General features: G+C 65.3%; 19 protein-coding genes. 3 read left to right on the plus strand and 16 right to left on the minus strand.

Translation table 11 applies throughout. The features are described 5' to 3' along the window. Nucleotides 1-4: 4 nt before the first annotated feature. The 6 genes from AUR_RS16605 to nirB all read right to left on the minus strand — a co-directional run bounded on the left by AUR_RS16605 (nt 5) and on the right by nirB (nt 7,358). Complete coding sequence (locus AUR_RS16605; RefSeq protein WP_062095788.1) at nt 5-358, minus strand: zinc ribbon domain-containing protein YjdM; 354 nt, start codon at nt 356-358, stop codon at nt 5-7. Beyond that, nucleotides 355-2,061, minus strand: coding sequence for a SulP family inorganic anion transporter (locus tag AUR_RS16610; RefSeq protein WP_021471425.1), 1,707 nt, complete (start codon nt 2,059-2,061; stop codon nt 355-357). Before AUR_RS16610 ends, AUR_RS16605 begins: the two co-directional genes overlap by 4 nt. Then, nucleotides 2,058-2,435, minus strand: coding sequence for an ArsR/SmtB family transcription factor (locus tag AUR_RS16615; RefSeq protein WP_021471424.1), 378 nt, complete (start codon nt 2,433-2,435; stop codon nt 2,058-2,060). The genes AUR_RS16610 and AUR_RS16615 overlap by 4 nt, the downstream gene beginning before the upstream one ends. Before the next feature lie 89 nt (nt 2,436-2,524). Next, on the minus strand, nt 2,525-3,676 hold the full coding sequence (locus tag AUR_RS16620; protein WP_062095790.1) for a uroporphyrinogen-III synthase: 1,152 nt from the start codon (nt 3,674-3,676) through the stop codon (nt 2,525-2,527). A gap of 10 nt (nt 3,677-3,686) precedes the next feature. Further along, complete coding sequence (gene cobA, locus AUR_RS16625; RefSeq protein WP_062095791.1) at nt 3,687-4,721, minus strand: uroporphyrinogen-III C-methyltransferase; 1,035 nt, start codon at nt 4,719-4,721, stop codon at nt 3,687-3,689. A gap of 9 nt (nt 4,722-4,730) precedes the next feature. Continuing rightward, nucleotides 4,731-7,358 (minus strand): nitrite reductase large subunit NirB, encoded by a 2,628-nt coding sequence (gene nirB / locus AUR_RS16630; RefSeq protein ID WP_062095793.1) that lies wholly within the window; start codon nt 7,356-7,358, stop codon nt 4,731-4,733. A 282-nt stretch (nt 7,359-7,640) separates the two neighbouring features. Between nirB and nirD the strand changes: the two genes are divergently transcribed. After that, the gene (nirD, locus tag AUR_RS16635) at nt 7,641-8,003 is read left to right on the plus strand and encodes a nitrite reductase small subunit NirD (protein WP_062095795.1); all 363 of its coding nucleotides are present in this window, start codon (nt 7,641-7,643) and stop codon (nt 8,001-8,003) included. On the opposite strand, the gene AUR_RS16640 is transcribed toward nirD, so the two are convergent. The 6 genes from AUR_RS16640 to AUR_RS16665 all read right to left on the minus strand — a co-directional run bounded on the left by AUR_RS16640 (nt 8,000) and on the right by AUR_RS16665 (nt 15,938). Further along, nucleotides 8,000-9,781: a phospho-sugar mutase gene (locus AUR_RS16640; RefSeq protein ID WP_062095797.1), complete on the minus strand. Its 1,782-nt coding sequence runs from the start codon at nt 9,779-9,781 to the stop codon at nt 8,000-8,002. The genes nirD and AUR_RS16640 overlap by 4 nt on opposite strands. A 102-nt stretch (nt 9,782-9,883) precedes the next feature. Next, entirely contained in the window at nt 9,884-11,509 is a 1,626-nt protein-coding gene (locus AUR_RS16645) for a glycoside hydrolase family 32 protein (RefSeq protein WP_062095800.1), read from the minus strand. A gap of 101 nt (nt 11,510-11,610) precedes the next feature. After that, nucleotides 11,611-13,212, minus strand: coding sequence for a glycoside hydrolase family 68 protein (locus AUR_RS16650; protein WP_062095802.1), 1,602 nt, complete (start codon nt 13,210-13,212; stop codon nt 11,611-11,613). Further along, complete coding sequence (locus AUR_RS16655; RefSeq protein WP_071416641.1) at nt 13,209-13,403, minus strand: hypothetical protein; 195 nt, start codon at nt 13,401-13,403, stop codon at nt 13,209-13,211. The genes AUR_RS16650 and AUR_RS16655 overlap by 4 nt, the downstream gene beginning before the upstream one ends. A gap of 273 nt (nt 13,404-13,676) precedes the next feature. Continuing rightward, nucleotides 13,677-14,963, minus strand: a complete 1,287-nt coding sequence (locus AUR_RS16660) for a DDE-type integrase/transposase/recombinase (protein WP_062095146.1) — start codon at nt 14,961-14,963, stop codon at nt 13,677-13,679. Nucleotides 14,964-15,137: 174 nt separating this feature from the next. Then, nucleotides 15,138-15,938 carry a purine-nucleoside phosphorylase gene (locus AUR_RS16665; protein WP_021471415.1) on the minus strand — a complete coding sequence of 267 codons (801 nt, stop codon included), beginning with the start codon at nt 15,936-15,938 and terminating at the stop codon, nt 15,138-15,140. A 144-nt stretch (nt 15,939-16,082) separates the two neighbouring features. On the opposite strand from AUR_RS16665, the gene AUR_RS16670 reads away from it, so the two are divergent. After that, entirely contained in the window at nt 16,083-17,486 is a 1,404-nt protein-coding gene (locus AUR_RS16670) for an NAD(P)H-quinone dehydrogenase (RefSeq protein WP_031216200.1), read from the plus strand. A 17-nt stretch (nt 17,487-17,503) separates the two neighbouring features. Here AUR_RS16670 and AUR_RS16675 read toward each other — a convergent pair whose 3' ends face one another. The 3 genes from AUR_RS16675 to AUR_RS16685 are packed head-to-tail and all read right to left on the minus strand — an operon-like array spanning nt 17,504 to nt 22,677. After that, nucleotides 17,504-19,069 carry an FAD-dependent oxidoreductase gene (locus AUR_RS16675; protein ID WP_021471413.1) on the minus strand — a complete coding sequence of 522 codons (1,566 nt, stop codon included), beginning with the start codon at nt 19,067-19,069 and terminating at the stop codon, nt 17,504-17,506. Then, complete coding sequence (locus AUR_RS16680) at nt 19,066-21,267, minus strand: molybdopterin oxidoreductase family protein (RefSeq protein ID WP_062095804.1); 2,202 nt, start codon at nt 21,265-21,267, stop codon at nt 19,066-19,068. The genes AUR_RS16675 and AUR_RS16680 overlap by 4 nt, the downstream gene beginning before the upstream one ends. Further along, nucleotides 21,268-22,677, minus strand: a complete 1,410-nt coding sequence (locus tag AUR_RS16685; RefSeq protein ID WP_021471411.1) for an MFS transporter — start codon at nt 22,675-22,677, stop codon at nt 21,268-21,270. It abuts the gene before it with no gap. A 292-nt stretch (nt 22,678-22,969) separates the two neighbouring features. Here AUR_RS16685 and AUR_RS16690 point away from each other — a divergent pair, with 292 nt between their 5' ends. Then, nucleotides 22,970-24,379 (plus strand): MFS transporter, encoded by a 1,410-nt coding sequence (locus tag AUR_RS16690; RefSeq protein ID WP_021471410.1) that lies wholly within the window; start codon nt 22,970-22,972, stop codon nt 24,377-24,379. Between the two features lie 70 nt (nt 24,380-24,449). Here the strand turns inward: AUR_RS16690 and AUR_RS16695 are convergent, their stop codons facing one another. Then, nucleotides 24,450-26,267, minus strand: coding sequence for an acetyl/propionyl/methylcrotonyl-CoA carboxylase subunit alpha (locus tag AUR_RS16695; RefSeq protein WP_062095806.1), 1,818 nt, complete (start codon nt 26,265-26,267; stop codon nt 24,450-24,452). Nucleotides 26,268-26,278: the final 11 nt, after the last annotated feature.

Consider the following 26,278-nt stretch of genomic DNA (forward strand, 5'->3'; position numbering starts at 1 on the left):
CCTGTCAGGCTTTCTTCACGACGCTCGACTTCAGCTGCATCGGACCGAAGCCGTCCACCTTGCAGTCGATGTCGTGATCGCCCACGCCATCCACCAAGCGGATGTTGCGCACCTTGGTGCCCACTTTGATGGAGGTCGGGCTGCCCTTGACCTTCAGGTCCTTGATGACGGTCACGGTGTCGCCGTCGTTGAGGACGTTTCCAACCGCGTCCTTGATCAGCCTCTCCGCGGCACCGGCGTCGGGGTCTTCGCTCTGGGGCTCCCATTCGTGGGCGCATTCGGGGCAGACAAGCAACTCGCCCATTTGGTAGGTGTACTCGCTGGAACACTCAGGGCACGGGGGCAGGGATTCACTCATGGTTCGGTTTTCTTTCTCTCGGTGGCTGTTTGAGCCGTTCGTGCTGCAGCGGCCCGGCTGACGTGGCTGCGTGCGTGTTCGACGGCGGCTGGAAGGTCGCTGAACAGGTGTTTATGGTGGCGAAGGGACTCAATCACGCCAACCTTCGTGGCCAAATGCAGGTGCCTGTCCTGGATGCCTTTGATCAGGACGGTGATCCCGCGCCGCTCCAAAGCCTGGATGATGTCAGTGATGACGCGGGCCCCGGTCGCGTCCAGGATCTGCAACTGGGACATCCGGAGGATGACGACGTCGACGTTCCGGATGTCGGTGACGCGTTCGAGCACGCGTTCGGCGGCGCCGAAAAACAAGGCACCGTCAAGGCGGAACAGTGCAATGTGTTCATCGCCGTCCATGATAGGGCCGGGGATTTCTTCCCGGTGGACACCGGAGGAGCGCACCAGGGAACGCAAGGCGAAGAAGGCGGCAACGACGATGCCGATTTCCACAGCCTCGATCAGGTCGAACGAGACCGTGATGACGGCGGTGACGAAGAAGACGATCGTGTCAGCCCGCGTGGAGCCGATCACCGCCCGCAGCGTCGGCAGCGAGACCATCCGGGCCGCCGTCACCATGAGGACCCCGGCCAACGCTGCCAAGGGGATGCGGGACACCACGCTGGTTGCCAGGTACACGACGGCCAACAGCACCAGGGCGTGGGTAATGGCTGCCGCCCTGGTCCGGCCTCCGGAACGGATATTCACGGCGGTCCGCGCGATGGCACCGGTGGCAGGCATGCCGCCAAAGAACCCGGACGCGATCGAGGCCAGGCCTTGGCCGAACAATTCCCGGTCGGCATCGTAGGCGCCGGTATCGGAGATCGAGGACGCGACCCTCGCCGAGAGCAAGGATTCGATGGCCGCAAGCGCAGCGATGGTTGCCGCCGGACCAACCAAGGCGGACAGGATCTCCATGTTCAGCACGGGAAGCGCCGGGGCCGGCAAGCTGGTGGGCAGTGCGCCAATCCTGGCCACCGGAAGCGCGAAAACCTCGGCAATAACGCTGGCAAGCACGATCGCCACCAAGGACCCGGGCAAGCGGGGATGGATTTTCGGGGCCAGCACCATGACTGCCGCCACTACGGCCACGATCCCCAGGGACGCGCCGGTCGAAACCCATCCGGCTCCGGCGGCGTTCACGGCACCTGCCGCGTGCACTGCGGCCAGCACGGCATTGGTGGAGTCCCCTCCGTCAGTTGCCAGGGCAGCAGGGACTTGCTGGAGGAAGATAATGGCCGCAATGCCCACCGTGAAGCCCTCGATCACGGGCCAGGGAAGGAACGTCACCACGCGGCCCAGTTTCAACGCCCCTGCAGCCAGGACAATCAATCCGGCCAGCACTGAAACGGCGGCCAGGGCGCCCAGTCCGTGGGCGGCTATCACCGGGGCGAGGACAACAACCATCGCCCCGGTGGGGCCCGAAACCTGGACATGCGAACCGCCAAACACCGCCGCTACCAGGCCGGCAACCACTGCCGTAATCAAACCACTGGCCGCTCCGGCGCCTGAACTGACGCCGAAGGCCAACGCCAACGGCAATGCCACGATTCCTACTGTCAGGCCGGCCACAAGGTCAGAACGCCAGGACGCACGCAGCCCGGAATAATCGCCCCGGCCCGGCAATAACGCCCGGGCGGCAGCCAAGCCGGCGTGGACGGTTTTCACGGCGTGCCGCCCGGAAATGCCTCTGCAGCATCGGAGGATTCCAGGTTGTCCCGCGTGGTGCGCAGGATCTCTCCGAGCAAGGATCTGGCCACCGTCAACAACTCGGCCACCTGCGGGTAGGCCAGGGAGTAGAACATCTGCAAAGCGCGCCGTTCGGACACCACCAGCTGATACCGCCGCAAGACCGAGAGGTGCTGCGACAAATGGGAGGCCTCCAGGCCGGTGGCGGACAACAGGTCCGTTACGGATACCTCGGGCGCTTCGGCCAGCAATTCAAGGACCCGGATGCGCACCGGGTGCGCCAAGCCCTTGAACAAGTTGGCTTTGACCTCATACAGCGGTGCCCGGGCATCCGAATAGGCCACGAGGCTCATCTCCAATACACGCTGATTGACTAATTGATGAATTCATCAATTAGTGTACCAAGCGTACGCGGGGACGGGTAGAAGGATGAGCCCGGAACCTAGGCGCGCAGCCGGTACCCGCGCTTCACGACCGTTTCAACGAGCTTGGGGTCCGGAAGGGACGAACGCAGCCGGCTCACTGTCATGTCCAGCGCGTGGACGGAACCACGGAGGTCCAGGAGGTCCGATAACGCCTCACGCGAGAGCACGGCCCCGCCGGCACCCAGAAGGGCGCGGAGCAGCAAGAGCGGGGCGGGGGCAAGCTCCACCACTTCGCCGTTGATGCGCAGGCAGCGGCCCCGCAGCTCGATCGTGGCACTCTTCGTTTCCAGGCGGCGGACGTGGTTCAGGGACAGATGCTCGGTCACCAACCGGATCAAGGCACCCATGCGGTAGCGGTCCGGGATCAGGGGCGACAGTCCGGCGTCGACGAGCGGCTGGGCGGTCACGGGACCCACTGCCGCCACGGTTACCGGTCCCTTCAGGGCCTCGATCAGTTGGCGGTACAGGCCCATCTCGTGGGCCGTGCTCCACATCGCATCCACCGCAGGGGCGCTGGTGAAGGTGAGGACGTCAAGGTTCCCGCCCACCACGGCCTCGATCAGGCGCGGCAGCTTGTCCTCGCCGTCGGGCTTGACCCACCGGTACGGGGTGACGGTGAGGACCGTGGCGCCGGACATGCGCAGCCGCTCCAGCTGCCGCACATCCGTGTAGCCGTGCAGCTGCACCGCCACGGTCTTGCCGCGGACACCCTCGGCCAGGAGCATGTCCACCAGCGTTGCGGTGGTTTCGTCACTGCTGATTCCGACGTCGGCAAGACCGGCCGCGCGGACGGCGCCGCGGGCTTTCGGTCCCCGGACGAACATCCGGCACGCCGCAAGGGTTTCCAGGAGCTGCTCGCCGATGCCGAACGAGTCAGCGGCCTCGCACCAGCGGCGCATGCCGTACGCGGTGGTCGCGATGCAGATGTCCGGCCGCGCTTCGATGATGGTGCGCGTATCCTCGATGAGCACCAGGTCTTCCTGGACGGGGGCTATCTTCAACGCCGGGGCGTGGAGCACGCTGGCGCCGCGGCGTTCCAAGGCTTCGATGAGGTCCCGTGAGCGGCGGTGCGAGGTGACGCCGATGCGAAACCCGTCCAGGGGCGAATCCGTAGCCTCGGACGGTTCTGCCGACGGGGTCACGGAATCGAGGGCGTGTGCAACAGTCATGGAATTACCTTCAGGCTTCAAGGAGCGAAGCCGCCAGGCGGCTCAGTTCAGCGGACGCATCGGCATGGCTACGGTTGGCCTCGGCAACCCTGACTACCTCGCCGATGACCAGCACGGCCGGGTTGCTGCAGCCCGTAGCTGCCGTTTCGATGGTACCCAGATCAGCGATGGTGGTGCGCTGTCCGGGGCGGTACCCGCGCTCCACAACGGCCATGGGCATGTCCGGTTCCATGCCGGCACGGCGAAGGCCTGCCGCGAGCTGGGGCAGGGTGCCGATCCCCATGAGGACCACAATGGTGCCGCCCAGCCCGGCCAGGTGCAGGTGCTCCTTCTCGGTGAGCGGCGCATGGCCGGAGACGACGGTGAACATGTGGCTTACTTCCCTGTGGGTCACCGGAATTCCGGCGGCCGCGGGGACGGAGATGGCGCTGGTGACACCGGAAATCACCCGCACCGGAACGCCCGCGGCAACGCATGCGGCCACTTCTTCCCCGCCACGGCCGAACACGTACGGGTCGCCGCCCTTGAGCCGGACCACGTTCCGGCCCAGCAGGGCCGCTTCCACCATAAGCTTCTCGATGTCACGCTGCGTCACCTTGTGGTGCCCGGGCTGCTTTCCAACGTCCACCAACTCGGCAGAGGTCAAAGCGGCCAGTTCCTGGTAAGGGGCCAGCCGGTCGTAGAACACGACGTCGGCATCGCGCAGGGCGGCGACGGCGCCCACGGTCAACAAATCCAGCGCGCCGGGTCCGCCGCCGACCAGGGTGACGTGGCCCTCCGGACCGGCGGCCGGTTCGTGTGCCACCGGGATGCCGGCCTCGCGGCAGCGTTCCAGCAGCGGAAGCCAGCCGTCGTCGCCGTCGTCCACTGCTGCCACCAGGAACGGACGCTCGGGGAGGGGACCGTCGGATGCCGTGCCGGCCGGAGCGCTGAGCCGGTACACGGTGGCACCTGCCTGCTCGTAGCGGCGCACTGCCTGGCGGGCGGTCACGTCCGAGCCGGTGACCAGGACGTCCCGGCCGGTGAGGTCGATGGTGAGCTGCATGGAATTCCCCTAGTTCTCTGCGCCGGCAGTGCTGCGGACCGGGATGGTGGAGGCGATGAGTACGGCGCCCTTTTCCTCGTGGGTTGCCGGACGGATCTGGCCGCGCTCGGGAACGAACGCGATGGAGTCGTCCTTCTGGTTGGGGGCGTTGACGAAGGAACGGAAACGGCGGAGGCGCTCCGGATCCTTCAGGGTCTCGGCCCATTCGTCCTCGTAGGTGTCGATGTGCTTGGCCATGGCTGCCTCAAGCTCCGCGGCGATGCCAAGGGAATCGTGAACCACCACGTCTTCAACGTGCTTCAGCCCGCCGTCGAGCTCTTCCTGCCACCGGGCGGTGCGCTGGAGGCGGTCCGCAGTGCGGATGTAGTACATGAGGTAGCGGTCGATGTACTTGATGAGTGTGTCGTCGTCCAGGTCCTTGGCCAGCAACTGGGCGTGGGCAGGGGTGGCACCGCCGTTGCCGCCCACATACAGGTTCCAGCCGTCGGCGGTGGCGATCACGCCAACGTCCTTGCCCCGGGCCTCGGCGCATTCGCGGGCGCAGCCGGAGACGCCCATCTTCAGCTTGTGCGGGCTCCGGAGGCCGCGGTAACGCAGTTCCAGCGCGATGGCCATCTGCACGGAGTCCTGCACGCCGAAGCGGCACCAGGTGGAACCGACGCAGGACTTCACCGTGCGCAGGCTCTTGCCGTACGCCTGGCCGGACTCGAAGCCGGCGTCCACCAGTTCCTTCCAGATATCGGGAAGCTGCTCCAGGCGTGCACCGAACATGTCGATGCGCTGTCCGCCGGTGATCTTCGTGTACAGGCCGTACTTCTCGGCAACAGCAGCGATGACGCCGAGGCCCTTGGGGGTGATCTCGCCGCCGGCGATGCGCGGAACCACCGAGTACGTGCCGTCCTTCTGCATGTTGGCCAAGGCCCGGTCATTGGTGTCCTGCAGAGTGCCGCGGCCGGCATCGAGCACGTAGGCGGAGTGCTGGCTGGCCAGGATGGAAGCGATGGTCGGCTTGCAGATATCGCAGCCTTCACCCGTGCCGTACTTGGCCATGATGTCCTCGAAGGAGGTCAGCTCCAGGACACGGATGGTTTCGAACAGTTCCTGGCGGGAAAGGCTGATGTGCTCACACAAGGCCTTGGAGACCTCAATGCCGGACTTCTTCAGTTCACCTTCCAGGAGTTTCTTGAGCATCGGCACGCAGGAACCGCACTGGGTACCGGCGCGGGTGCAGCCCTTCAAGCCGCCCAGTTCCTGGACGGGGGCATTCCCTTCGCAGCTGCCGCAGCCATTGATGGCGTCACGGATGGAACCTGCGGCCACGTTGTTGCAGGAGCACAGGATCGCATCATCCGGCAGCTCGGTCTCGGGAGCTTCGCCGCCGCCGGCTGCGCTCAAGTAGGCGCCGGGCTCGGCGGGCAGTTCCCGGCCGAGCAAGGGGCGCAGGCTCATGTACGGGGAGGCGTCGCCCACGAAGATGCCGCCCAGGAGGGTCTTGGCATCATCGGTGGTCACGATCTTCTGGTAGACGCCGCGGGCGGGATCGGCGTAGACGATTTCCAAGGCATGCTCGGTCTTGGCGAAGGCATCACCGAAGCTGGCCACATCCACGCCGGAGAGCTTGAGCTTGGTGGCCGTGTCGAAGCCCGGGAACGTTGCCTCGCCGCCGTGCAGCCGGTCAGCCACGATCTCCGCCATGGTGTTGGCCGGGGCTACCAGGCCAAGGCACATGCCGCCGAAGTTCGCTACCTCGCCGATGGCCCAGATGTTGTCCACTTCGGTGGCGCAGAAGTCGTTGATGACCACGCCGCCGCGCTGGCCCAGGCTGAAGAGCTGCTCTTCGCCTTCGGCTGCGCGGAAAAGGTCGTCGCGGGGCTTCACGCCGATTGCCACGATTACCAGGTCGGCAGGGATGGTGCGGCCGTCCGCCATCAGCACCCCGGTGACCTGGCCGTCGTCGTCGGTCAGTACCTCGGACGGGAACACGCCGCCGTGGACTTCAAAGCCCTTGGCCTCGATCAACCTGCCGAGGGCCTGGCCGGCGCCTTCGTCCAGCTGGGTGTTCATGAGCCAGGGGGAACCGTTGATGACGATCGGGTTGGCGCCCAGCTGCTCGGTGCCGGCAGCGGATTCCAGTCCCAACAGGCCGCCGCCGATCGTCACGGCGTTGACCCTGCGGCCGAGCTTGACGCCCAGGTCCGCGATGGCCTTGTTGATGGCCCAGACGTCCTCGAGGGTGCGGTAAACGTGGGTGTGCTCAGCGCCGGGGATGGGGAGCCGCGCTGCGTCCGAGCCGGAAGCGACCACCAGTTCGTCGTATTCGTATTTGTTGCCCGATGCGGTAAGGACGCTCTTGGCTTCAGCGTCGATCTTGACGGCGCGCTCGCCGGTCTTGAGCGTCAGGGCCGGGTGGTCCCACATGGACGCCTCGCCCAAGGTAAGGTCCACGCCGGTCTCGGTCAGTGCCTTGCTCAACGCCACGCGGTCGTAGGGGAGGTGGGCTTCCTCGGTGAGGACGGTAACCTGCCAGCCTTCGAGACCGCGGTTGTACATGGCATCGGCAAAGCGGTGGGCTGCAGGGCCGCCTCCGACAACGACGATGCGGCGCGGGTTCTCTGTGCTTGAAGTGTGTCCGGTCACTGGTGGGCCTTTCGCAAATGTCGCAGACGGATCTCCGCAACTTGTGAATTCAGCCTAGGGACGGGCAGTTTCACTTCAGTTTCCCTTTTGTTTCGTGATCTTAACTTCTGCATCACGAACGCATTTCGCAGGGTGTGAGGTCTCTTTTACCCATCGGACACAATGCGGGACTCCAGCTGAAACAGTGGCGTCCTAGCTTTGGAGAGTGGCCGCAGGCGTGGCCCGGTCCGGGGGAGTGACGGTGGAAAGTGCCAGCACCCGGACACTGTGAGAGGGGTTGACATGACCGTAATTCTTGACCGTGCAGAGGACCTGGCCACCACCGGCACATGGCACCGCGTGTGCCCGCTGGATGAGCTTGAGCCGGCGTGGGGCGAGGCAGCACTGATCGACGGCCGCCAGGTAGCGCTGTTCCGTACGGCGCCCGGTGAGGTCTACGCCGTCGTGCAGCAGGACCCCGCCACGTTCGCCAACGTCATGGCACGCGGCATCATCGGTTCCCGGGGCAGCCGGCCCACCATTGCCTCGCCGCTGCACAAGGAGGTCTACGACCTCGAAACCGGCGAGTGCTTCACCAACCCGGAACTGAAACTGGCAACCTTCGCCACGCGCGTCGTTGACGGTCACATCGAGGTTGAACTCTAGAGTCCCAGCGCTTCGCGGACATCCCTGAGGACGTTATCCAGGGATGTCCGCGCTGCCTGGCGGGCAGCAGGAAGTTCCGCCGCCGACTCCACAGCCTGGATGACCTCCAGGTAACACTTCAGCTTTGGCTCCGTGCCGCTGGGCCGGATGATCACGCGGCTCTGGTCCCGCGTCAGGTACAGCAACCCGTCCGTGGGCGGCAGGGCTTCGCTGCCTTCGGCAAGGTCCATAAAGACCTCGACGGCGGAACCCCCGAACGCTTCAGGCGGGTGGACCCGCAAGCGGTTCATCATGGCATCCAGCAAACCGAGGTCTGCCACGCGGATGCTCAGCTGGTCGCTCGCATGCAGGCCGTGCACAAGGTACAACTCATCGAGGGTGTCAAAAACGGTCTTGCCTTCAGCCTTGGCAGCGGCGGCCATCTCCGCGATCAACACTGCCGCGGAGATTCCGTCCTTGTCCCGGACCAGGTCCGGCGCAACGCAGTAGCCGAGCGCTTCCTCGTACCCGTAAAGCAGGCCCGGAACACGCGAGATCCACTTGAAACCGGTCAGTGTTTCCTGGTGGGCGTAGCCGGCGGTGGCGGCGATGCGGGAGAGCAGCCTGGAGGAAACGATCGAGTTGGCGAAGACTCCCTCGACTCCATCGTCGCCGGCCTTTGCGGTCTCGCCGGTCTTGCCTGCCTCGCCGGCCTTGGCGGCAAGCCGGGCCACCGTGTGCGCTCCCAGGAGGGCGCCCACCTCATCGCCGCGCAGCATGCGCCAAGCCTCGGTGGCAGGGTCCAGCGCGGCTACCGCGGCACGGTCGGCGTCGGGGTCGTTGGCCAGCACGATGTCCGCGCCCAGCTCTTCGGCGGCAGCCAGCGCCAGGTCCAACGCGCCAGGTTCCTCAGGGTTGGGGAACGCGACAGTGGGGAAGTCGGGGTCGGGGCGGGCCTGCTCTGCCACGAGCGTGACGTCATCGAAGCCTGCTGCCTTGAGGACCGAAACAGCAGTATCACCACCCACGCCATGCATGGGAGTCAGGACGATCTTGAGGTCGCGGGCCGGGAAGTGCTCCCTGTCCACCAGCCCGGCGACGGCGGCTTCGTAGTCCGCAGCGATCGATTCCGGCAGCACCGTCCAGCCGTCCCCGGCCAGGACAATCGAGGACAGCGGACCCACGGCATCGATTTTCGCGGCAATTTCAGCGTCGTAAGGCGCGACGATCTGTGCTCCCCGGCCGCTTTCCGGCACTGCATGCCGTCCCAGGTACACCTTGTAGCCGTTGTCCTGCGGAGGGTTGTGGCTGGCTGTGACCATCACGCCGCCGTCGCAATCCAGGGCGCGGACCGCATAGGCGAGGATCGGCGTCGGGAGCGCTGCCGGCATGAGGAACGCTTCTATGCCGGCGGCAGCGAAGATGGCTGCCGTTTCCCGGGCGAAGATGTCGGAGTTGTGGCGGGCATCGAAACCGACGACGGCGCGCGGCCGGGTTCCCGGCGAAGCCGCACCAACCGCGTCAACCAGGAAAGCCGCCAACCCTGCGGCGGCACGGCGCACCACCACCCGGTTCATGCGGTTCGGTCCTGGCCCCAGCGCTGCACGGAGCCCGGCCGTGCCGAACTGCAGTGTGCCGCTGAAGCTGTCTCCGAGCTCTTGTGCCGCCACCGCGTCACCTTCGGAGGCAAGGGTGAGCAGGTCGTGGAGCGTCGCGGATGTGGCTGGATCCGGGTCCTCGTCAGCCCACTGGCGGGCGTCGCGGATCAGCTGTTCAAGTGCGGCATCGCTCGAGGTCATAAGCACAAAACTATCCTCAATCCGGCCCTGACAGGCAACGAGGGGTGAGATCCCGGCATTACGGGGAGTCGTAAATGCCGGGATCCCACCCCTCAGCGCACACTAGAGAGCCCGCGACCGCACCGCGAACGCGGTCTCGCCCTCCATGCTGAAGACGGAGGCGCCAACGTGGTCCCAATCCGGGAAGAAGGTATCGGTGACCACGGCCTGGCCGTCCTGGGCGAAGACCTCCACGGAGGACGTATCCAGGAGGATCCGCAGCCGCACCTTCCCGTCCGCAGGGCGTCCCGTCACCTGGTGATAGGGGCTGAACTTCTCGGAGAAGTTGCTGGTTCCGGCGTTTGAGCGGTCCACCTTGAGGGTGCCGGAGTCCTTCTCATACGAGATCCGAAGGCCGTCTTGGGCGTCCGGCGAGTGCCGGAGCAGGATCCCCGCTTCCCTGGCCGTGCCGAGGTCCAGTTCGAGGTCGATCAGCTGGGTTCGCGCGGCGAAGTCCGTCCCAAGATCTTCACTTCCGGAGGACACGGTGAGGTCCTTGCTCGTTTCCTCACCGCGCTCCAGGACCTCCCGCGCTGCAGCGGCGATGCCGGAGCGCAGTTCGAACCGTTCTTCACCGCGCACCAAGGTCAACTCACGCGGGATCGCCATGGCACCGCGCCACGGTGTGGTGGGGACGTGCTGGGCGTAGTCCCAATTGCCCATCCAGCCAAGCAGCACCGGCTTGCCGCCGGGAGCTCCGGAAACGGAGTTCGCGGCGTAGTAGTCGGCGCCGTAGTCCAGCCATTGCGATTCCTGCAAAGGAGCATCCGGCGCAGCGGCGTCCTCGGCCATAAACCGTGTGCCGTCGAATTCGCCGACGAAGTACTGCATGCCCGATCCTCCGGCAATGCCGCCGGGGTTGATGCTGAGCAGCATGACCCACTTCCTGGCCGTGGAGCCTTCGACGCTCATCTGAAGGAGTTCGGGCACTTCCCACAGCCCGCCCTGTGCTCCGACGCCGGAGAAGTCGCTCAGGAAGTCCCAGTGCAGGAGGTCGGTGGACTTGAACAGTTTGACGACCTGCGCGTCGGCCACCACGGTGGTCATGACCCAGTAGCGGCCGGGCTCGTACCAGGTGACTTTGGGATCGCGGAAGTTATTGTTGGTGGGCTCGAGGTTCAACACGGGATTGCCGCGGTGCTTTTGCCAGGTGGTTCCGCCGTCGGTGCTGTACGCGGCCGACTGCGCCTGCGCTCCTTGGGGAAGCGCCCCGTTCTTGCCGTAGGCGCTGGTGTAGAGGGCCACCAGGGGCGGGTTCTGTGCGGAGCCAAGGCCGGAGGCGTTGTTGGTATCCACCACGATGCAGCCGGAGAAGATTTCCTCGTCCACGCTGGCCTCCATGGCCACGGGCTGCTGTTCCCAGTGCACCAGGTCCTTGCTGGTGGAGTGGCCCCAGGACATGTTGCCCCACGAGTTTCCGCGCGGGTTGTACTGGTAGAAGGCGTGGTAGGTGCCGTCGTGGTACACCAGGCCGTTGGGGTCGTTGAGCCAATTCTTTTCGGCTGTCAGGTGGACCGCCGGGCGCCACGGATCCGAAGCGGACGGCCTGGGACCTCGGGAGGCCGGGGCCGGCGTCGGGCTTTCACTGCCGCGCGGAGGCGTGCAGGAGGCGGCCGCGAAGGACACCACGACGGCGGCGCTTGCCGCCAGCAGGTTGCGGCGGGACAGGTGATGGCTGGGAGAAGTCATGGGGAAGATCCTGGGGTTGGGGGTGGCTGGTGTGCCCGGAGGTGATGGTCCGGGCACACCAGCCGTGGCTCAGGGCCGGTCTTGCCGGCCGGTGGCCGGTGTTACTTGTAGAGGCCTTCGCCGCCCACGCGCTTGTTGGTGGGCAGGTAGCCGAACGGGCCGAGGCCGTTCTTGCCGAAGCTGCGGTCCACCTGTGTCACGCCGGCCTTGAAGTTCATCTTCACGGTGGGGGACAGGGAGCCGCCGCGGACGCCGTCCACGTTGTCGATGAACGACTGCACCAGGCCGCCGGGCTGGACGTAGTGCGAGTACGCCTGGAACTGCCGGCCGTTCTGGCGCGGGTCCGGACCCTCGGGCGCGTTCGCGGGCATGTTCAGGTCCGTGGGGGAACCCAAAGCCAAACCGCTGTTGTTGACCGGCTGGTAGTCGGAGCGGACGCCGTCGCCGACGAAGCCGTAGACGCCATCGGGGCCCCGCATGCCGTCCGCGTAGGTGAACTGGTGGCTGATGGTGAACAGGTAGTACTTGTTCTTGCCGTTCTCGTTCTGGATGTAGATCTGCGGGCGCTCAGTCTGGTCGTTGACGCAGTTGGCGGACAGGATCGGCGGCAGGAAGCTCCACTTGGTGAGGTCCTTGTTGTCCGCCACAGCCAGTCCGACGTTCGCGGTCTGGTACCAGGCGCCGGTGGTGCTGTTCACCTGGTCCACGGTTTCTGCGTGGGGATCGCCCGGGCGGTAGCCGAGGTCTTCCTGCTTGCACTTGTACGCGCCGCGGTTTCCGCCGGTGTTGCCTTCGAACACCATGAAGGTCTTGCCGGGGTGTGCCGGGTCGGCGAAGGTGTACGGATCACGGAAGGCGAACCCCGGGTTCTGGGCTTTGTTCTGGTATAGCTTTCCATCCGGCTCAAGCAGCTTTGTGTGCTGGAAACCGTCGAACGTCACGCCGTCCTTGGTGGCGTGGATGTTCCCCAGGGCCTTGGCGATGACGGCGTCGGGAGCAATTCCGCCGCCGCCGGCGTTCCGCTCAGCCACATCGTAGAAGGTGGTGGCCGTGTAGAAGACGTTGATCTTGTTGCCCTGCATCAGGCGCGTGGAGCCCGACCATTCCGTGTTGCCGATGGACGTGTTGTCCAGGAACAGGTGTCCGCCGTAGTTCCACTTGTCCTTGGCGGGGTCGGCGTTGGTCTTGCGGAAGAAGTAACCGATCCGTGCGTTCCAGTGGCGCTGGTCGAAACCGTAACCGGCGTGGCGGTCAGCGACCAGAGAGAAGATGACGTCCCAGCCCTTGTAGCTGATCTGGTTGGCATTCTCGTCAGTCAGGGACCAGGTGTCCCAGACCCACACGTCGTCGTTCATGGCGGGGAAGTCCTTGGGGATTTCCGGCATGGTGACGTTGGGGCTCATGGAATTCTGTCCCGGAGCAACGTTGGGGTTGCTCTGCGCCATGATCTGCTTGGCGTCGGCGCGGGTCCACTTGGACGTAAAGTCGGCTGCCGGATCGTAGGCCTGCTGCGTGTGGACGGTCGGCAGCGGGAAGCCGGGGGTGGATGCCGGCATGGTGCTCGACGGCGGATCGGCAGGGAGGTTGGCCTGTGCGGCAGGCGTTACCAGCAGGATGCTGGCGGCAACGCTTGCCGCCGCTGCGACGGCGGCTGCCTTTCGCAAACGGCGGCGCGGCCGTAACGGGCTTGGGTGCGTGTTCATGCTTGCTCTTCTCGCGGAGTGTTGGACTTCGTGGAGGCAAGGATTCCCTTGATGAGGGAGTCCTCAGCCGAGGCGTCCGTCGATCCGCTGGTGGCGTCACCGAGGGACGCCATCGTTTCGAGGTGCGGCGGGCCGGATTCGGTGACCGCCGGAGTTGTCCCGGCACGTCGACTTACCGGAACTGTCTCCACGCTAAACACGTGTGAGGCGCGAGTGCAAAGCCTGTTTCTTCCTCCCAAAGGCGGCGGTGGCGCTGGTAGTGCAAGCGCTTACATTGCCAACACGCGCGCGTGCCACGGATGAAGGCGGGGAATCAAATGTTGCGTCTTAAAGCAGATTTATTCCGGGACTCTCCTGACCCCCATCACCCAACTAGGTCGCAGTAGTGCGGGTTTTGAACGTTTGTCATGTCTCATGACCTTGTAGACACTTCATGTCTCATGACTTCGTGGACGGTTGTTGTCTCACGACTGTGTGGACACTTCGTCTTGGGACTTTGTTTGTCGGCCTCTGCGGGGCGGGTACTTTGTTCGTTTCTTGCGGGTGCCTTGTGGGTCTGCGACGACTCCTGAGGGTTTTCCGTTGCCGACGTAGGTGGTTCCGTGCGGAGGTCTGGGGTGAGTGATGATCTCGGTGCCTTGTGCTCCGAAGAACATGATGGTGGTGTCGTCGTAGATGATGTGCACGGTGGTGCCGGTGTGTTCTTTGCCCATTTTGAAGTGGGTTCCTAGGATCGTCACGGACCCGTTCCGGTTCACTGTTCGGTGCGCGCTTTGCCTGTCCGTTGCGGGCGTGACTTGCTCAGGAACGGTTGGCGGGGGCGTTTTCGGGGTGGCGTTCCAGGCCTCATAGGGCGTCGTTCCCGCGGGTAGGCCTTGATGTTCGCGTTCGTTGTTGTAGTAGAGATCGAAAGCGTCGACCTGCAGTTGCAGGGCAGCCATTGAAGGGGCCGGGAGTTGCCTGTGCAGGTATCGGTGCAGGGTTTGGTGGAAGCGTTCGTTCTTGCCTTGGGTGGTGGGTTTGTAGGGTTTGCCCGTTATCGGTTCGATGCCTTTGGCTTTGAGGAACTCCACGAGGGCCCCGGTGCGGCCGCGGCGGGTGGGATTCAGTGCCGAGCCGTTGTCGGAAAGGAACTTCTGCGGTGCTCCGTGGCGTTCGATGGCCTGGGTAACGACGGCGATTGCGGCGGCGCTGGTTTCGCCGGGTGCGACCAGGGACGCCAGCGCCAAACGCGAATGATCATCGATGAGTTGGAAGATGGCTACCTTCTTGCCGCTGGCGAGCTGCCATTCGGTCGAGTCGATTTGCCAGCACGCGTTGGGTTGCGGATAGACGAACCTTTTGTAGGCGCTTCGAGGCTTCTTCCGCGGTTCGGGCATCACGACACCGGCCCGGGAAAAGATCCTGGCCACGGTGGCACGCGAGGGCGGTGTGAAGCCTTGTCGTGAGAGCTTCGCGATGACAGAAAGCGGACCGTGGTCCTGCCCGCTCTCCTGCAGTTCCGCCCGGGTACCGAGCAGCAACTCGATCATCGCCTGTGGGGTCAGGGCCGGCATGGTTCTTGGAATCGTGGGCTTTTTCTCCAATGCCTTCACCGGCCCCACCTCGGCAGCCGCCGCCCGGACCCGGTAGAACCAGGCCCGGGAGACATTGTGCTTCCTGCAGAACGCAGTAACCGCGCCTCTGGGCGAATCCTCGGACCACGTTGCCACAGCATGCCGGATCTTGATGTCCGGTTGGGGTTTGCTCATGCATAGCAGCAAACCCGCAAGCTAAGTGTCCACGATGTCCTGAGACAGAGTGTCTACGAAGTCATGAGACAGAACTGTCTATTAAGTCATGAGACTCCACACGGGTTTTGAACGTTCTAAACGCGCACTATTGCGACCTAGTTGGGTGCGTACTGCAGATTTGTTGGTCGTCCGCTACAGCTTCGCGATGATTCCCGCCAGCAAGGTCGAGATCCGCTTGCCTGCCGCTTCGCCCGCTTCCAGGACTTCGGCGTGGCTCAGGGGCACGGGGCTGATGCCCGCGGCGAGGTTGGTCACCAGTGAGATGCCGAAGACCTCCATCCCGGCGTGCCGTCCCGCGATGGCTTCCAAGGCCGTGGACATGCCCACGAGGTCGGCGCCGATGCGCTTGGCGTACTGGACCTCGGCCGGTGTCTCGTAGTGCGGTCCGGTGAACTGTGCGTAGACGCCTTCCTGCAGGGAGGGGTCCACTTCACGGGCCAGGTCGCGGAGCCGTGCGGAGTAGAGGTCAGTGAGGTCCACGAAGGTGGCGCCCTCCAGGGGAGATGTGGCGGTGAGGTTGATGTGGTCGCTGATCAATACGGGTGTGCCGGGCTTCCAGTCCTCATTGAGTCCCCCGCAACCATTGGTGAGGACCAGTGTCTTGCACCCCGCGGCTGCTGCTGTCCGAACGCCGTGGACGACGGAACGGACGCCCCGGCCCTCGTAATAGTGCGTCCGCGCGCCCAGGACCAGTGCGCGCTTGCCCTCGGTGGTGAGGACCGAACGGATGGTGCCCACATGGCCAACCACAGCGGGCTTGTGGAAGCCCGGAACCTCCGAGGCATTCAACGTGGCGGTGGTCTCGCCGATCAGGTTGGCGGCCTCAGCCCAACCGGAGCCCAAAACCAGGGCGACGTCGTGGGACTCGACGCCGGTCTCGGACGCGATGTAGTCGGCGGCGGCTTTGGCGGCTTCGAAGGGGTCTGTGTTCATCAGCTCAGTGTTACTCACTGGTACAAGCTACCTTGCGCGCGCGCCAATCCGGTAGGGACGCGTCCGGCCTCATCCGGGGCTGCCATGGAGGGTGAGGCAGGGCTGACTGGCAGCATGGGCATGGATACGCGAGAATTGGGAATTGTGACCACCCAAGTTGATTTCAGTTCCCCCCGAATCGCGATCCTGGGAGGTGGTCCCGGCGGATACGAAGCTGCCATGGTGGCTGCCTCCCTCGGTGCGAAAGTCACCATCATCGAGCGGGCCGGCCTCGGCGGCTCCGCGGTGCTGACCGACGTCGTGCCCTCCAAGACCCTCATCGCCACCGCAGACCTGATGACGCGCGTCAGCGAAGCCGATGAGCTGGGCGTCAAGTTTGACGATTCCGCGTCCAAGCCCCATGCAGACCTCAAACACATCAATGACCGCGTCCTCAACCTTGCGCGGGGCCAGTCCAACGACATCCGCGCAGGCCTCGAGCGCCTGGGCGTTGACATCGTCATCGGATCCGGAAAGCTGCTGGACAACAACACCATTGAGGTCCTCACCCTTGAGGGCACGCGCACTATCGACGCAGACGCCATCCTCCTGGCCGTCGGCGCCCACCCCCGCGAACTTCCAACGGCAAAGCCCGACGGCGAGCGCATCCTGAACTGGGCGCAGATCTACAACCTGGACGAACTCCCCGAGGAACTGATCGTGGTGGGTTCCGGTGTCACGGGCGCCGAGTTCGCGTCTGCCTACAACGGCCTGGGTTCCAAAGTCACGCTGATCTCCAGCCGCGACCAGGTCCTCCCGGGCGAGGACACCGATGCCGCCAAGCTCCTTGAAGGTGTTTTTGAACGTCGCGGCGTGCGCGTTCTGTCCCGTTCCCGCGCCAACGCGGTTGAGCGGACGGACGACGGCGTGAAGGTCACCTTGGGTGACGGATCGGAAGTGACAGGCTCCCACTGCCTGGTGTGTGTTGGTTCCATTCCAAACACCGCAGGGATCGGTCTGGAAGAAGCCGGCGTGGCCGTGACGGAGTCCGGGCATATCAAGGTTGACGGTGTTTCCCGCACCACCGCCCCCAATATCTACGCTGCCGGCGACTGCACGGGTGTTTTCGCTTTGGCTTCCGTCGCCGCAATGCAGGGCAGGATCGCCATTGCCCACTTCATGGGTGACGGCGTGAAGCCCCTCAAACTCAACCAGGTGGCTTCCAACATCTTCACGTCCCCGGAGATCGCCTCCGTGGGTGTGTCCGAGGCGGATCTTGCGTCCGGCAAGTACCAGGGCGATGTTGTGATGTTGTCCCTGCTGAGCAATGCACGTGCCAAGATGCGCAACACCAAGGATGGCTTCGTCAAGATCATCGCCCGCAAGGGTTCCGGCACTGTCATTGGCGGCGTCGTGGTGGGGCCGAACGCCTCCGAGCTGATTTTCCCGATCTCCGTGGCCGTGGCGCAGAAGCTCCACGTGGACGACGTCGCCAGCACTTTCACGGTGTACCCGTCGCTGACCGGATCCATCTCGGAAGCCGCCCGGCGCCTGCACGTACACATGTAGCCGGCGGCGGGCCAGGCTCAGGCAGCCGCCGCCTGGAAGTGCTTCTCGATGAGTCCCTTGATGTCATCGTGGCAGCCGCCGCATCCGGTTCCGGCACGGGTGGCCTTGGAAACCTCGGCCACGGTGGAGCACCCGTCCTCCACGGAATCCCCGATGCTGGCTGCGCTTACTCCTGCACACCGGCACACCGTGCGTTGGGGGTCGTTGCTGGTGGTGGCCCCGGCGTCCAGCTGGTCAGGTCCATCCAGGCGCAGCAGCAGCGAGCGGTCCGCCGGGAGTTCCGAGGCACGCTCGAAAAGCACCACCAGCTCGGCCGCGGTCCGGGGCATTCCGACGGCGACGAGCCCTTCCAGCACTCCGCCGCGGGTGGTCATCTTGACGTAGCGTCCGTGTTCGGGATCCGCCCACTGGGAAACTTGCCGGCGGGCGCGTCCCGCCACGGCCCCGGCTTCGAGGAGTTCGTCATCCCAGGGATCGGCCTGGTTGTCTCCGGCCAGGGCCAGGTTGATGCCCCGGGCTTTCAGGACAATAACACCCGGCTTCTCGGTGGCGAGCGGTTCAAGGGCATCGGCTGCCTCCTGGCCGTCGCGTGCCAGGACCAGCAGGTAGTCGGCCAACCACTCGGCCTGGCGCCACCCCGGTCCCACCAGGCCGGAAGGACCGCCGGCTGTCCGGCACTCAACGCAGGAAGCATCAGGGCAGCGCACTTCCGCGCAGTCGCCGATGGCGAACATGTGGGGTTCGTGATACGTGCGCAGGTGGTGGTCAACCAGGATTCCCGTGCCGACCGGAAGGCCGCAGCCCTCGGCCAGCCCGATGCGCGGACGGACGCCGCAGGACAAAACCAGGAGGTCGCCGTCGATCGCGGAGCCGTCGTCCAGGAGCAAGGCTGAGAACGAACCGTCAGGACCAGACGTTTCCACTGCGGTGGAGCGGGCATTGCCGGCCATGCGGACGCCGCTGGCCCGCAGGCTGTTGGTCAGGACCGATCCGCTGCCGCGGTCGATGCTGCGGCCCAGGGGGAAGGGGCCGTTGTGCACCACCGTGGCCTGCGCCCCTTCTTCCGAGGCAGCGAGGGCCGTCTCCAGGCCGAGCACGCCGCCGCCGAGGACTACCACCCGCTTGCGTCCGGCTACAGCTTCGCGCAGGACGGCGGCGTCATTGAGGTCCCGGAGGGTGATCACGCCCGGGGGCAGCACCGGCCCGGCAGGATCCGGGTTCAAGCCCGTCAGGTTGGGGATGACGGGCCGTGATCCTGTCGCGAAGATCAACCGGTCATAGTGTTCGGCGGAGCCGTCCGACAGCACGACGTGCTGCCGGGCCCGGTCGATCCGGCGGACCTTGGTGCCCAGGCGGACCTGAACCCCGGCAGCCTCCAGCTCCGCGGCGTCGGCCATTGCCAGTGCCTCCACTGAAGTACGCCCCACGCCCAGTTCAGCCACCATCACGCGGTTGTAGGCAGCTTCGGCCTCCTGCCCAACAACCAGCAGTTGCACCAGGCCGGAGCGGACGGCAGGAACCAGTTCTTCCACCAACCTCGCGGCCACGGGGCCGAATCCAACAACAACAATGCGCTCGCTCATGAAGCCTCCTTGGAGTGCAAGGGCAGTCCCGCATCCGCAAGGACCGCGGGAACCGGGGTGGACGCTGCCCGCCGGACCCATACCCGGCTGGTCTTGAATTCCGGCATGCCGGAGATGGGGTCGCTCGCGGCCTCCGTGAGCCGGTTGGCGTTCTCCTGGCCGGGGAAGTGGAACGGCAGGAACACGGTGTCGGGCCGCACGGCGTTGCTCAGTTCGGCGCGGCACAGCACTTCGCCGCGCTCGTTGGTCACGGTGGCGTAGTCGCCGTCGGTGATCCCGCGTGAAGCAGCCGTAGCAGGATGGATCAGCAGCCGGACCTGGGGTTGGGCGGCCAACAGCTCCGCAACGCGGCGGGTCTGGGCGCCGGACTGGTAGTGCTCCAGGAGGCGGCCGGTTGCCAGGGCCAGCGAGTCATCAGCAAACGAGCGAACGGCCCGTTTGGACGGAGTTACCGGGACCATCACGGCCCGGCCATCCGCATGGGCAAAACCGTCGGTGAACAGCCGGGGCGTGCCATTGCTGCCCACGGGGTAGGGCCAGTACGCAGCCTCGCCGCGGTCCAGCATGGCGTAGTCGATCCCGGAGTAGTCGGCCAGCCCGCCGGCAGAGGCCTGGCGGAGTTCGCTAAACACCGTCCCGGGGTCGTCGCTGAACGTTGAAGGAGCCTGAAGCAATTCCGCGAGCCTTGCCATGAGCCACAGCTCGCTGCGGACGCCCGGGGGAGGGGTCAGCGCGCGCCGGCGCCGGATGACCCGCCCCTCGAGGTTGGTCAGGGTGCCTTCTTCTTCCGCCCACTGGGTCACGGGAAGCACCAGATCGGCTTCCAAAGCCGTCTCCGACATGAAGAAATCGCACACTACCAGGAAGTCGAGGGCACGCAGCCCGGCAGTGACGGCATTGGTGTCCGGCGCCGAAACCACCACGTTGGCGCCATGCACAAAAAGGCACCGGACGCCGTCGGGCTTTCCCAGCGATTTAAGAAGTTCGACGGCGGGCAGGCCGGGTCCGGGGATCAGCGACTCATCGATGCCCCACACCCGGGCGACGTGGGCGCGGGCGGCGGGGTCGGTGATTTTGCGGTAGCCGGGGAGCTGGTCTGCCTTCTGGCCGTGTTCCCGGCCCCCCTGGCCGTTGCCCTGCCCGGTGAGGGTGCCGTAGCCGCTGCGGGCCGAGCCGGGCAGGCCCAACAGCAGGCTGAGGTTGATGGCGGCCGTGGCGGTGTCAGTACCGTCGACGTGCTGTTCCACGCCCCGGCCGCTGAGGATGTAGCTGCCCCCGGCACGTGCGCCCTGCGCCAGCCGCCGGGCGGTTTCGCGGATGAGGTTGGCCGGAACTCCGGTGATCGTTTGGACGCGCTCCGGCCAGAAAGCGTTCAAGCTGCGCACCACGGAGGCGTAGCCGGAGGTCTTCTCCTCCACAAAGGCCGAATCCACCAGGCCTTCATGGACCACCACGTGGCTGATGCCCAAAAGGAGGGCCAAATCGGTACCGGGCGTCGGCTGCAAATGGAGGCCGCCGCCGTCGGACGTGAACGCGGCAGTCGCCGAGCGGCGGGGGTCCACCACAATCAGGCCGCCCGCGTCCCGTGCACCCTGGAGGTGCTGGACGAACGGAGGCATGGTTTCGGCGACGTTGGAGCCGAGCATCAGGATGACCGACGCGGAATCAAGGTCGGCCACCGGGAACGGCAGCCCCCGGTCTACGCCGAAGGCGCGGTTCCCGGCAGCCGCTGCGGAGGACATGCAGAACCGACCGTTGTAGTCGATCCGTGAGGTGCGGAGGGCCAGCCGGGCGAACTTGCCCAGCATGTAGGCCTTCTCGTTGGTGAGGCCGCCCCCGCCGAAGACTCCTACGGCGTCGTTCCCGTACTGCCGCTGCGTATCCTTCACGGCAGCCACGGTCAGCGCCAGGGCCTGCTCCCAGGAGATGGGCTGGTGGACGCCGTCGGACCCTTTCAGCAGCGGTTCCGTGACCCTGCCGTTGTGGTTCAACAACGACGCCGACGTCCAGCCTTTGCGGCACAGCCCCCCACGGTTGGTGGGAAAGTCGCGTCCGGAAACGTCAAGGGGCGCGGTGGGCTTGGCAGGCTCTGCGGCGGGTGCGGGCGCTGCCCCCGCCCCGTGGTCCGGGGCAGGAGTCAGCGTCATGGCGCACTGGAGCGCGCAGTAGGGGCAGTGGGTATCGGCGCCGTTGGGCATCTAGATGTGTCCGATCATGTTGCGCTTCCGGGCGGGACGGATGTAGCAGGCCCAGCACACGGTGAGCATCAGGACGTACGCTGCGACGAATCCGTAGAAAGCCGGGGTGTAGGAACCGGAGGCGGTGTTGGAGGCATTGAGCACCTGGGGGATCACGAATCCGCCGTAGGCGCCGATCGCGGAGATCAGGCCCAGGGACGAGGCCGCGAGCCGGGCGGTTTCAGCGCTGCCGGCGCCGGAGCGGGCGGCCCGGCTGGAGGTCGCGAAGATGACCGGGATCATCCGGTAGGTGGCACCGTTTCCGAAACCGCTGGAGACGAAGAGCAGGAGGAACAGGCCCAGGAAGAGCCAGAAGTTCTTCAGCGGCAGCGTCCAGATCATGGTGAGCGTGATGACGGCCATGGATGCGAAGGCCGTGATGCTCATCCGGGCTCCACCCATCCGGTCGGCCATCCGGCCGCCGTAGGGACGGGCCAGGGAACCGACCAGCGGGCCGAGGAACGCCAGGGAGAGCGCCACCGCTCCGACGTGGATGGAGGAAAACTCCGGGAAGTAGTCCTTGATGAGCTTGGGGAAGACGCCTGCGAAGCCGATGAACGAACCGAAGGTGCCGATGTAGAGGAACGCCATGATCCACAGATGCGGTTCCTTCAGCGCCGCAACGGATCCGGCGATGTCCCCCTTGGCGCTGGTGAGGTTGTCCATGTACTTCCATGCACCGAACGCCGCGACCAGGATCAGCGGGATCCAGATGAGGCCGGCCATGGGGAGGTTGACGGTTCCGGCGGCCAGTACCGTGACGGCGATGGGAACAACCAACTGCGCGACGGCGGCACCCAGGTTTCCGCCGGCGGCGTTCAGGCCCAGCGCCCAGCCCTTCTCGCGGGCGGGGTAGAAGAAGGTGATGTTCGCCATCGAGCTGGCGAAGTTGCCGCCACCGAAGCCTGCGAGGGCTGCCACGAGGAGCATGACTCCGAACGGCGTTTCCGGGTTGGAGACGCACATGGCCAGGCCCGAGGCGGGGATGAGGAGGAGCAGGGCTGAAACGATGGTCCAGTTCCGTCCGCCGAACTTGGGAACCATGAACGTGTAGGGGATGCGGAGGGTGGCTCCTACCAGGCTGGGGATGGAGATGAGCCAGAAGATCTGGTTGGTGTCGAAAGCGAAGCCGGCGGCGGGAAGCTGGACGACCACGATCGACCAGAGCTGCCAGACAACAAAGCCGAGGAATTCGGCGAAGATGGACCAGTACAGGTTGCGCTTGGCGATGGACCGGCCTGCGGCCTCCCACTGCTCCTTGTTCTCGGCATCCCAGTTGGCGATCCAGCGGCCGGGGCGGTGTTCAAGGGCGGGGGTGGTGGTAGCAGTGGACTGGTGGGGTGCCAGTTCTGCGGTGCGGTCAACAGTCACGGGAGTGCCTCCTTGGTGGGGGACGTTGTACTTCCAAGGTAGGTTTCGCGCATTTCGCGGACCGTCGCCCTTTGTAAACGTGCTGTGACATTTCCCTATCTGCGGCATCACGGATGCGTGAGACGATGGTGAGGTTGTGGCGCGGCCCACAGGGTGAGATTTTCCTGCCTGTCCGAATGGCGGACGTGATTGTCCAGTCGATGGACTGCGGGAACTATTATTGAACTCTCAAATACGCCTTCGCCGGCAGCCCGCCTGGTGCGTGGCCGGCGTGAACGAAAGCTGCATTTACATGTCTTCCACCGCTACATCCCAGGGAAGCGGGTCCACTGCACCGGTGAACTCGCGGGGACGGGTGATCGTTGCCAGCCTCATCGGCACGACCATCGAGTTCTACGACTTCTACGTCTACGCCACAGCCGCAGTGCTGGTCTTCCCCAGCCTGTTCTTCCCGAACCTGAATGCCACCACTCAGCTCCTGAGCTCCTTTGCCGTCTTTGGCGTGGCCTTCGTAGCGCGTCCCCTCGGCTCCATCGTGTTCGGCCACTTCGGTGACAAGTTCGGCCGCAAGGGAACACTCGTGGCGTCCCTGCTCACCATGGGCATCGCCACGTTCCTGATCGGTTGCCTCCCCACCGCCGAAGTCCCCGGGTGGACCATCCTGGCTCCGGCGCTGCTGGTGGTCATGCGCTTCGCGCAAGGCCTTGCGCTGGGCGGAGAGTGGAGCGGCGCCGCCCTGCTGGCCACCGAGAACGCACCCGCCAACAAGCGCGCCATCTACGGCACCTTCCCCCAGCTGGGAGCCCCCATCGGCTTCATCCTGGCCAACGTCATCTTCCTGGTGTTCAGCTACACCCTGTCCCCGGAGGCCTTTGCGGCATGGGGCTGGCGCGTGCCGTTCCTGCTCAGCGCCGTCATGGTGATCATCGGACTCTACGTCCGGCTCAAGCTCATTGAAACTCCCGCTTTCACCAAGGTGGTGGAGTCCAACGAGGTGGCCAAGCTGCCCATCGGCCGCGTTTTCAAGAGCAGCTGGCGCGAACTGATCCTTGGCACGTTCATCATGTTGGCCACCTACGTGCTCTTCTACCTGATGACCACGTTCACGCTTACCTATGGCACCAAGCCCACCCTCGAAGGCGCCCAGGCGGCTGCGGAGAAGGCCGGCAAGCCCATGACCGAAGCCGCAGCCGCGGCATTCATTCCGGGCCTCGGCTACACGCGCAACGACTTCCTGTGGATGCTGATTGCCGGCGTCGTGTTCTTCGGCATCTTCACCCTCGTGGCAGGACCGCTCGCCGAAAAGTTCGGCCGCCGCAAGATGCTCATGGCCGTGACGGCCGGCATCCTCCTCTTCGGCCTGCTCTTCGTTCCGCTCTTCAGCGGAGGGTTCGTGGGAACCATGGGACTGTTGATCATTGGCTTCACCCTGATGGGCCTGACCTTCGGACCTATGGGTGCGCTCCTGCCGGAACTGTTCCCCACCAACGTCCGTTACACGGGCTCGGCAGTCAGCTACAACGTCTCCAGCATCCTGGGTGCGGCCGTGGCCCCGTTCATTGCCGTGTGGCTCTGGGAACTCGGCGATGGCAGCACGTTCTGGGTAGGTGTCTACCTGAGCATCATGTCCGTCCTCACCCTCATCGCGCTCTTCCTGTCCAAGGAAACGCGGGACACGGACTACGAAAACAACGTCGCCTAAGCAGCCCAATAACGACGCCGGCCCCGCACCGTTTGGTGCGGGGCCGGCGTCGTGATGGGGGTACCTGCCGTTAGTCCTCGATGGTGGCGATGACGGCACCCGCTGAAACGGTCTCGCCCGCCGAAGCCGTCAGGCCGCGGACAGTTCCGGCCTTGTGGGCGGTGAGGGGCTGTTCCATCTTCATGGCTTCGAGGACCACGATCAGGTCTCCCTCGGCCACGACGTCGCCCTCGGCAGCGGCGATCTTGACGATCGTTCCCTGCATGGGGGAGGTCAGCGCGGTGCCGCCGGCTACCGCGGCGGAAGCGCCGGCGGAGCGTGAACGCTTTTTCGACTTGCCGGCCTTGGTTTTGGTTCCGGCTCCGGAAGCAGCGGCCATACCGGCGCCGAGGCCCGAAGGCAGGACGACCTCAAGGCGCTTGCCGCCGACCTCGACGACGACGCGCTGGCGATCACCGGCGTCGGAGGTTTCCGCATCCGTGCCGGTGGGCTGCCACGCCGGAATGTTGTTGACGAACTCGGTCTCGATCCAGCGGGTGTGGACCTTGAAGGGTCCTTCTGCCGGGGCGAAGTCGGGGTCGGTCACAACCGCGAGGTCGAAAGGAATGACGGTGGGAATGCCGTCCACCACCATCTCCTCGAGGGCGCGGCGGGAGCGCTGGAGTGCCTGTTCGCGGCTGGAACCGGTGACGATGAGCTTGGACAGCATCGAGTCGAAGTTGCCGCTGATGACATCACCCTCTTCCACGCCCGAATCCACGCGGATGCCGGGGCCGGTGGGGTTCTTCAACGTGCTGATGGTGCCGGGCGCGGGCATGAAGTTGCGGCCCGGGTCCTCGCCGGTGATGCGGAACTCGAAGGAGTGGCCGCGGACTTCGGGGTCCTCGTAACCGAGGGCTTCGCCGCGGGCGATGCGGAACTGCTCACGGACCAGGTCGATGCCCGTGACTTCCTCGGAGACGCAGTGCTCAACCTGGAGGCGGGTGTTCACCTCGAGGAAGGAGATGGTGCCGTCCTGGCCCACCAGGAACTCGCAGGTGCCGGCGCCCAGGTAATGGGCTTCCTTCAGGATGGCCTTGGAGGATTCGTAAAGGCGCTTGTTCTGCTCTTCGGTGAGATACGGAGCCGGGGCCTCTTCCACGAGCTTCTGGTTGCGGCGCTGCAGGGAGCAGTCGCGGGTGGAGACCACAACAACGTTGCCGTAGGCATCGGCCAGGCACTGGGTTTCGACGTGGCGGGGCGCGTCCAGGAACCGCTCGATGAAGCATTCGCCGCGGCCGAAAGCTGCGACGGCTTCACGGACGGCGGATTCGTAGAGTTCCGGAATCTCTTCCATGGTTCGGGCTACCTTGATGCCGCGGCCACCGCCACCGAACGCTGCCTTGATGGCTACGGGCAGGCCGAACTCCTCTGCGAACTTGAGGATCTCATCGGCATCCTTGACGGGGTCTGCCGTGCCGGGGACCAGCGGGGCTCCGACCTTCTCCGCGATGTGGCGTGCCTGGACCTTGTCACCCAGGGCAGAGATGGCCTCGGGGGAGGGGCCGATCCACGTGATGCCGGCCTCGATCACCTTGGCGGCGAATTCGGCGTTCTCGGCCAGGAAGCCGTAGCCGGGGTGGATGCCGTCGGCGCCCGCCTGCTTTGCGACGTCGATGATCTTGTCCATCACCAGGTACGACTCGGCAGCCGTGTTGCCACCCAGTGCATACGCCTCGTCGGCAAGGCGGACGTGCAGGGCATCGCGGTCCGGGTCTGCGTAGACGGCTACGGAGGCAATGCCTTCGTCCCGGGCTGCTCGGATGATGCGGACCGCGATTTCGCCACGGTTGGCAATCAAGACCTTGGTAAGAGGGCTGGAAATGGGCTGCGCCGGGTTAGCTGACAAGTTGTTGACTC

This window comes from Paenarthrobacter ureafaciens, assembly GCF_004028095.1.
In the GTDB taxonomy this organism is placed as follows: domain Bacteria; phylum Actinomycetota; class Actinomycetes; order Actinomycetales; family Micrococcaceae; genus Arthrobacter; species Arthrobacter ureafaciens.

What these genes read in the sequence shown, in the direction of transcription:
- AUR_RS16615 (WP_021471424.1), bottom strand. Translation starts at nt 2,435, where the DNA reads ATGAGCCTCGTGGCCTATTCGGATGCCCGGGCACCGCTGTATGAGGTC.
- AUR_RS16690 (WP_021471410.1), top strand. Translation starts at nt 22,970, where the DNA reads ATGTCTTCCACCGCTACATCCCAGGGAAGCGGGTCCACTGCACCGGTG.
- cobA (WP_062095791.1), bottom strand. Translation starts at nt 4,721, where the DNA reads ATGCAGCTCACCATCGACCTCACCGGCCGGGACGTCCTGGTCACCGGC.
- AUR_RS16660 (WP_062095146.1), bottom strand. Translation starts at nt 14,963, where the DNA reads ATGAGCAAACCCCAACCGGACATCAAGATCCGGCATGCTGTGGCAACG.
- AUR_RS16680 (WP_062095804.1), bottom strand. Translation starts at nt 21,267, where the DNA reads ATGCCCAACGGCGCCGATACCCACTGCCCCTACTGCGCGCTCCAGTGC.
- AUR_RS16605 (WP_062095788.1), bottom strand. Translation starts at nt 358, where the DNA reads ATGAGTGAATCCCTGCCCCCGTGCCCTGAGTGTTCCAGCGAGTACACC.
- AUR_RS16620 (WP_062095790.1), bottom strand. Translation starts at nt 3,676, where the DNA reads ATGACTGTTGCACACGCCCTCGATTCCGTGACCCCGTCGGCAGAACCG.
- AUR_RS16640 (WP_062095797.1), bottom strand. Translation starts at nt 9,781, where the DNA reads ATGACCTCGAGCGATGCCGCACTTGAACAGCTGATCCGCGACGCCCGC.
- AUR_RS16650 (WP_062095802.1), bottom strand. Translation starts at nt 13,212, where the DNA reads ATGAACACGCACCCAAGCCCGTTACGGCCGCGCCGCCGTTTGCGAAAG.
- AUR_RS16645 (WP_062095800.1), bottom strand. Translation starts at nt 11,509, where the DNA reads ATGACTTCTCCCAGCCATCACCTGTCCCGCCGCAACCTGCTGGCGGCA.
- AUR_RS16665 (WP_021471415.1), bottom strand. Translation starts at nt 15,938, where the DNA reads ATGAACACAGACCCCTTCGAAGCCGCCAAAGCCGCCGCCGACTACATC.
- nirD (WP_062095795.1), top strand. Translation starts at nt 7,641, where the DNA reads ATGACCGTAATTCTTGACCGTGCAGAGGACCTGGCCACCACCGGCACA.
- AUR_RS16675 (WP_021471413.1), bottom strand. Translation starts at nt 19,069, where the DNA reads ATGAGCGAGCGCATTGTTGTTGTTGGATTCGGCCCCGTGGCCGCGAGG.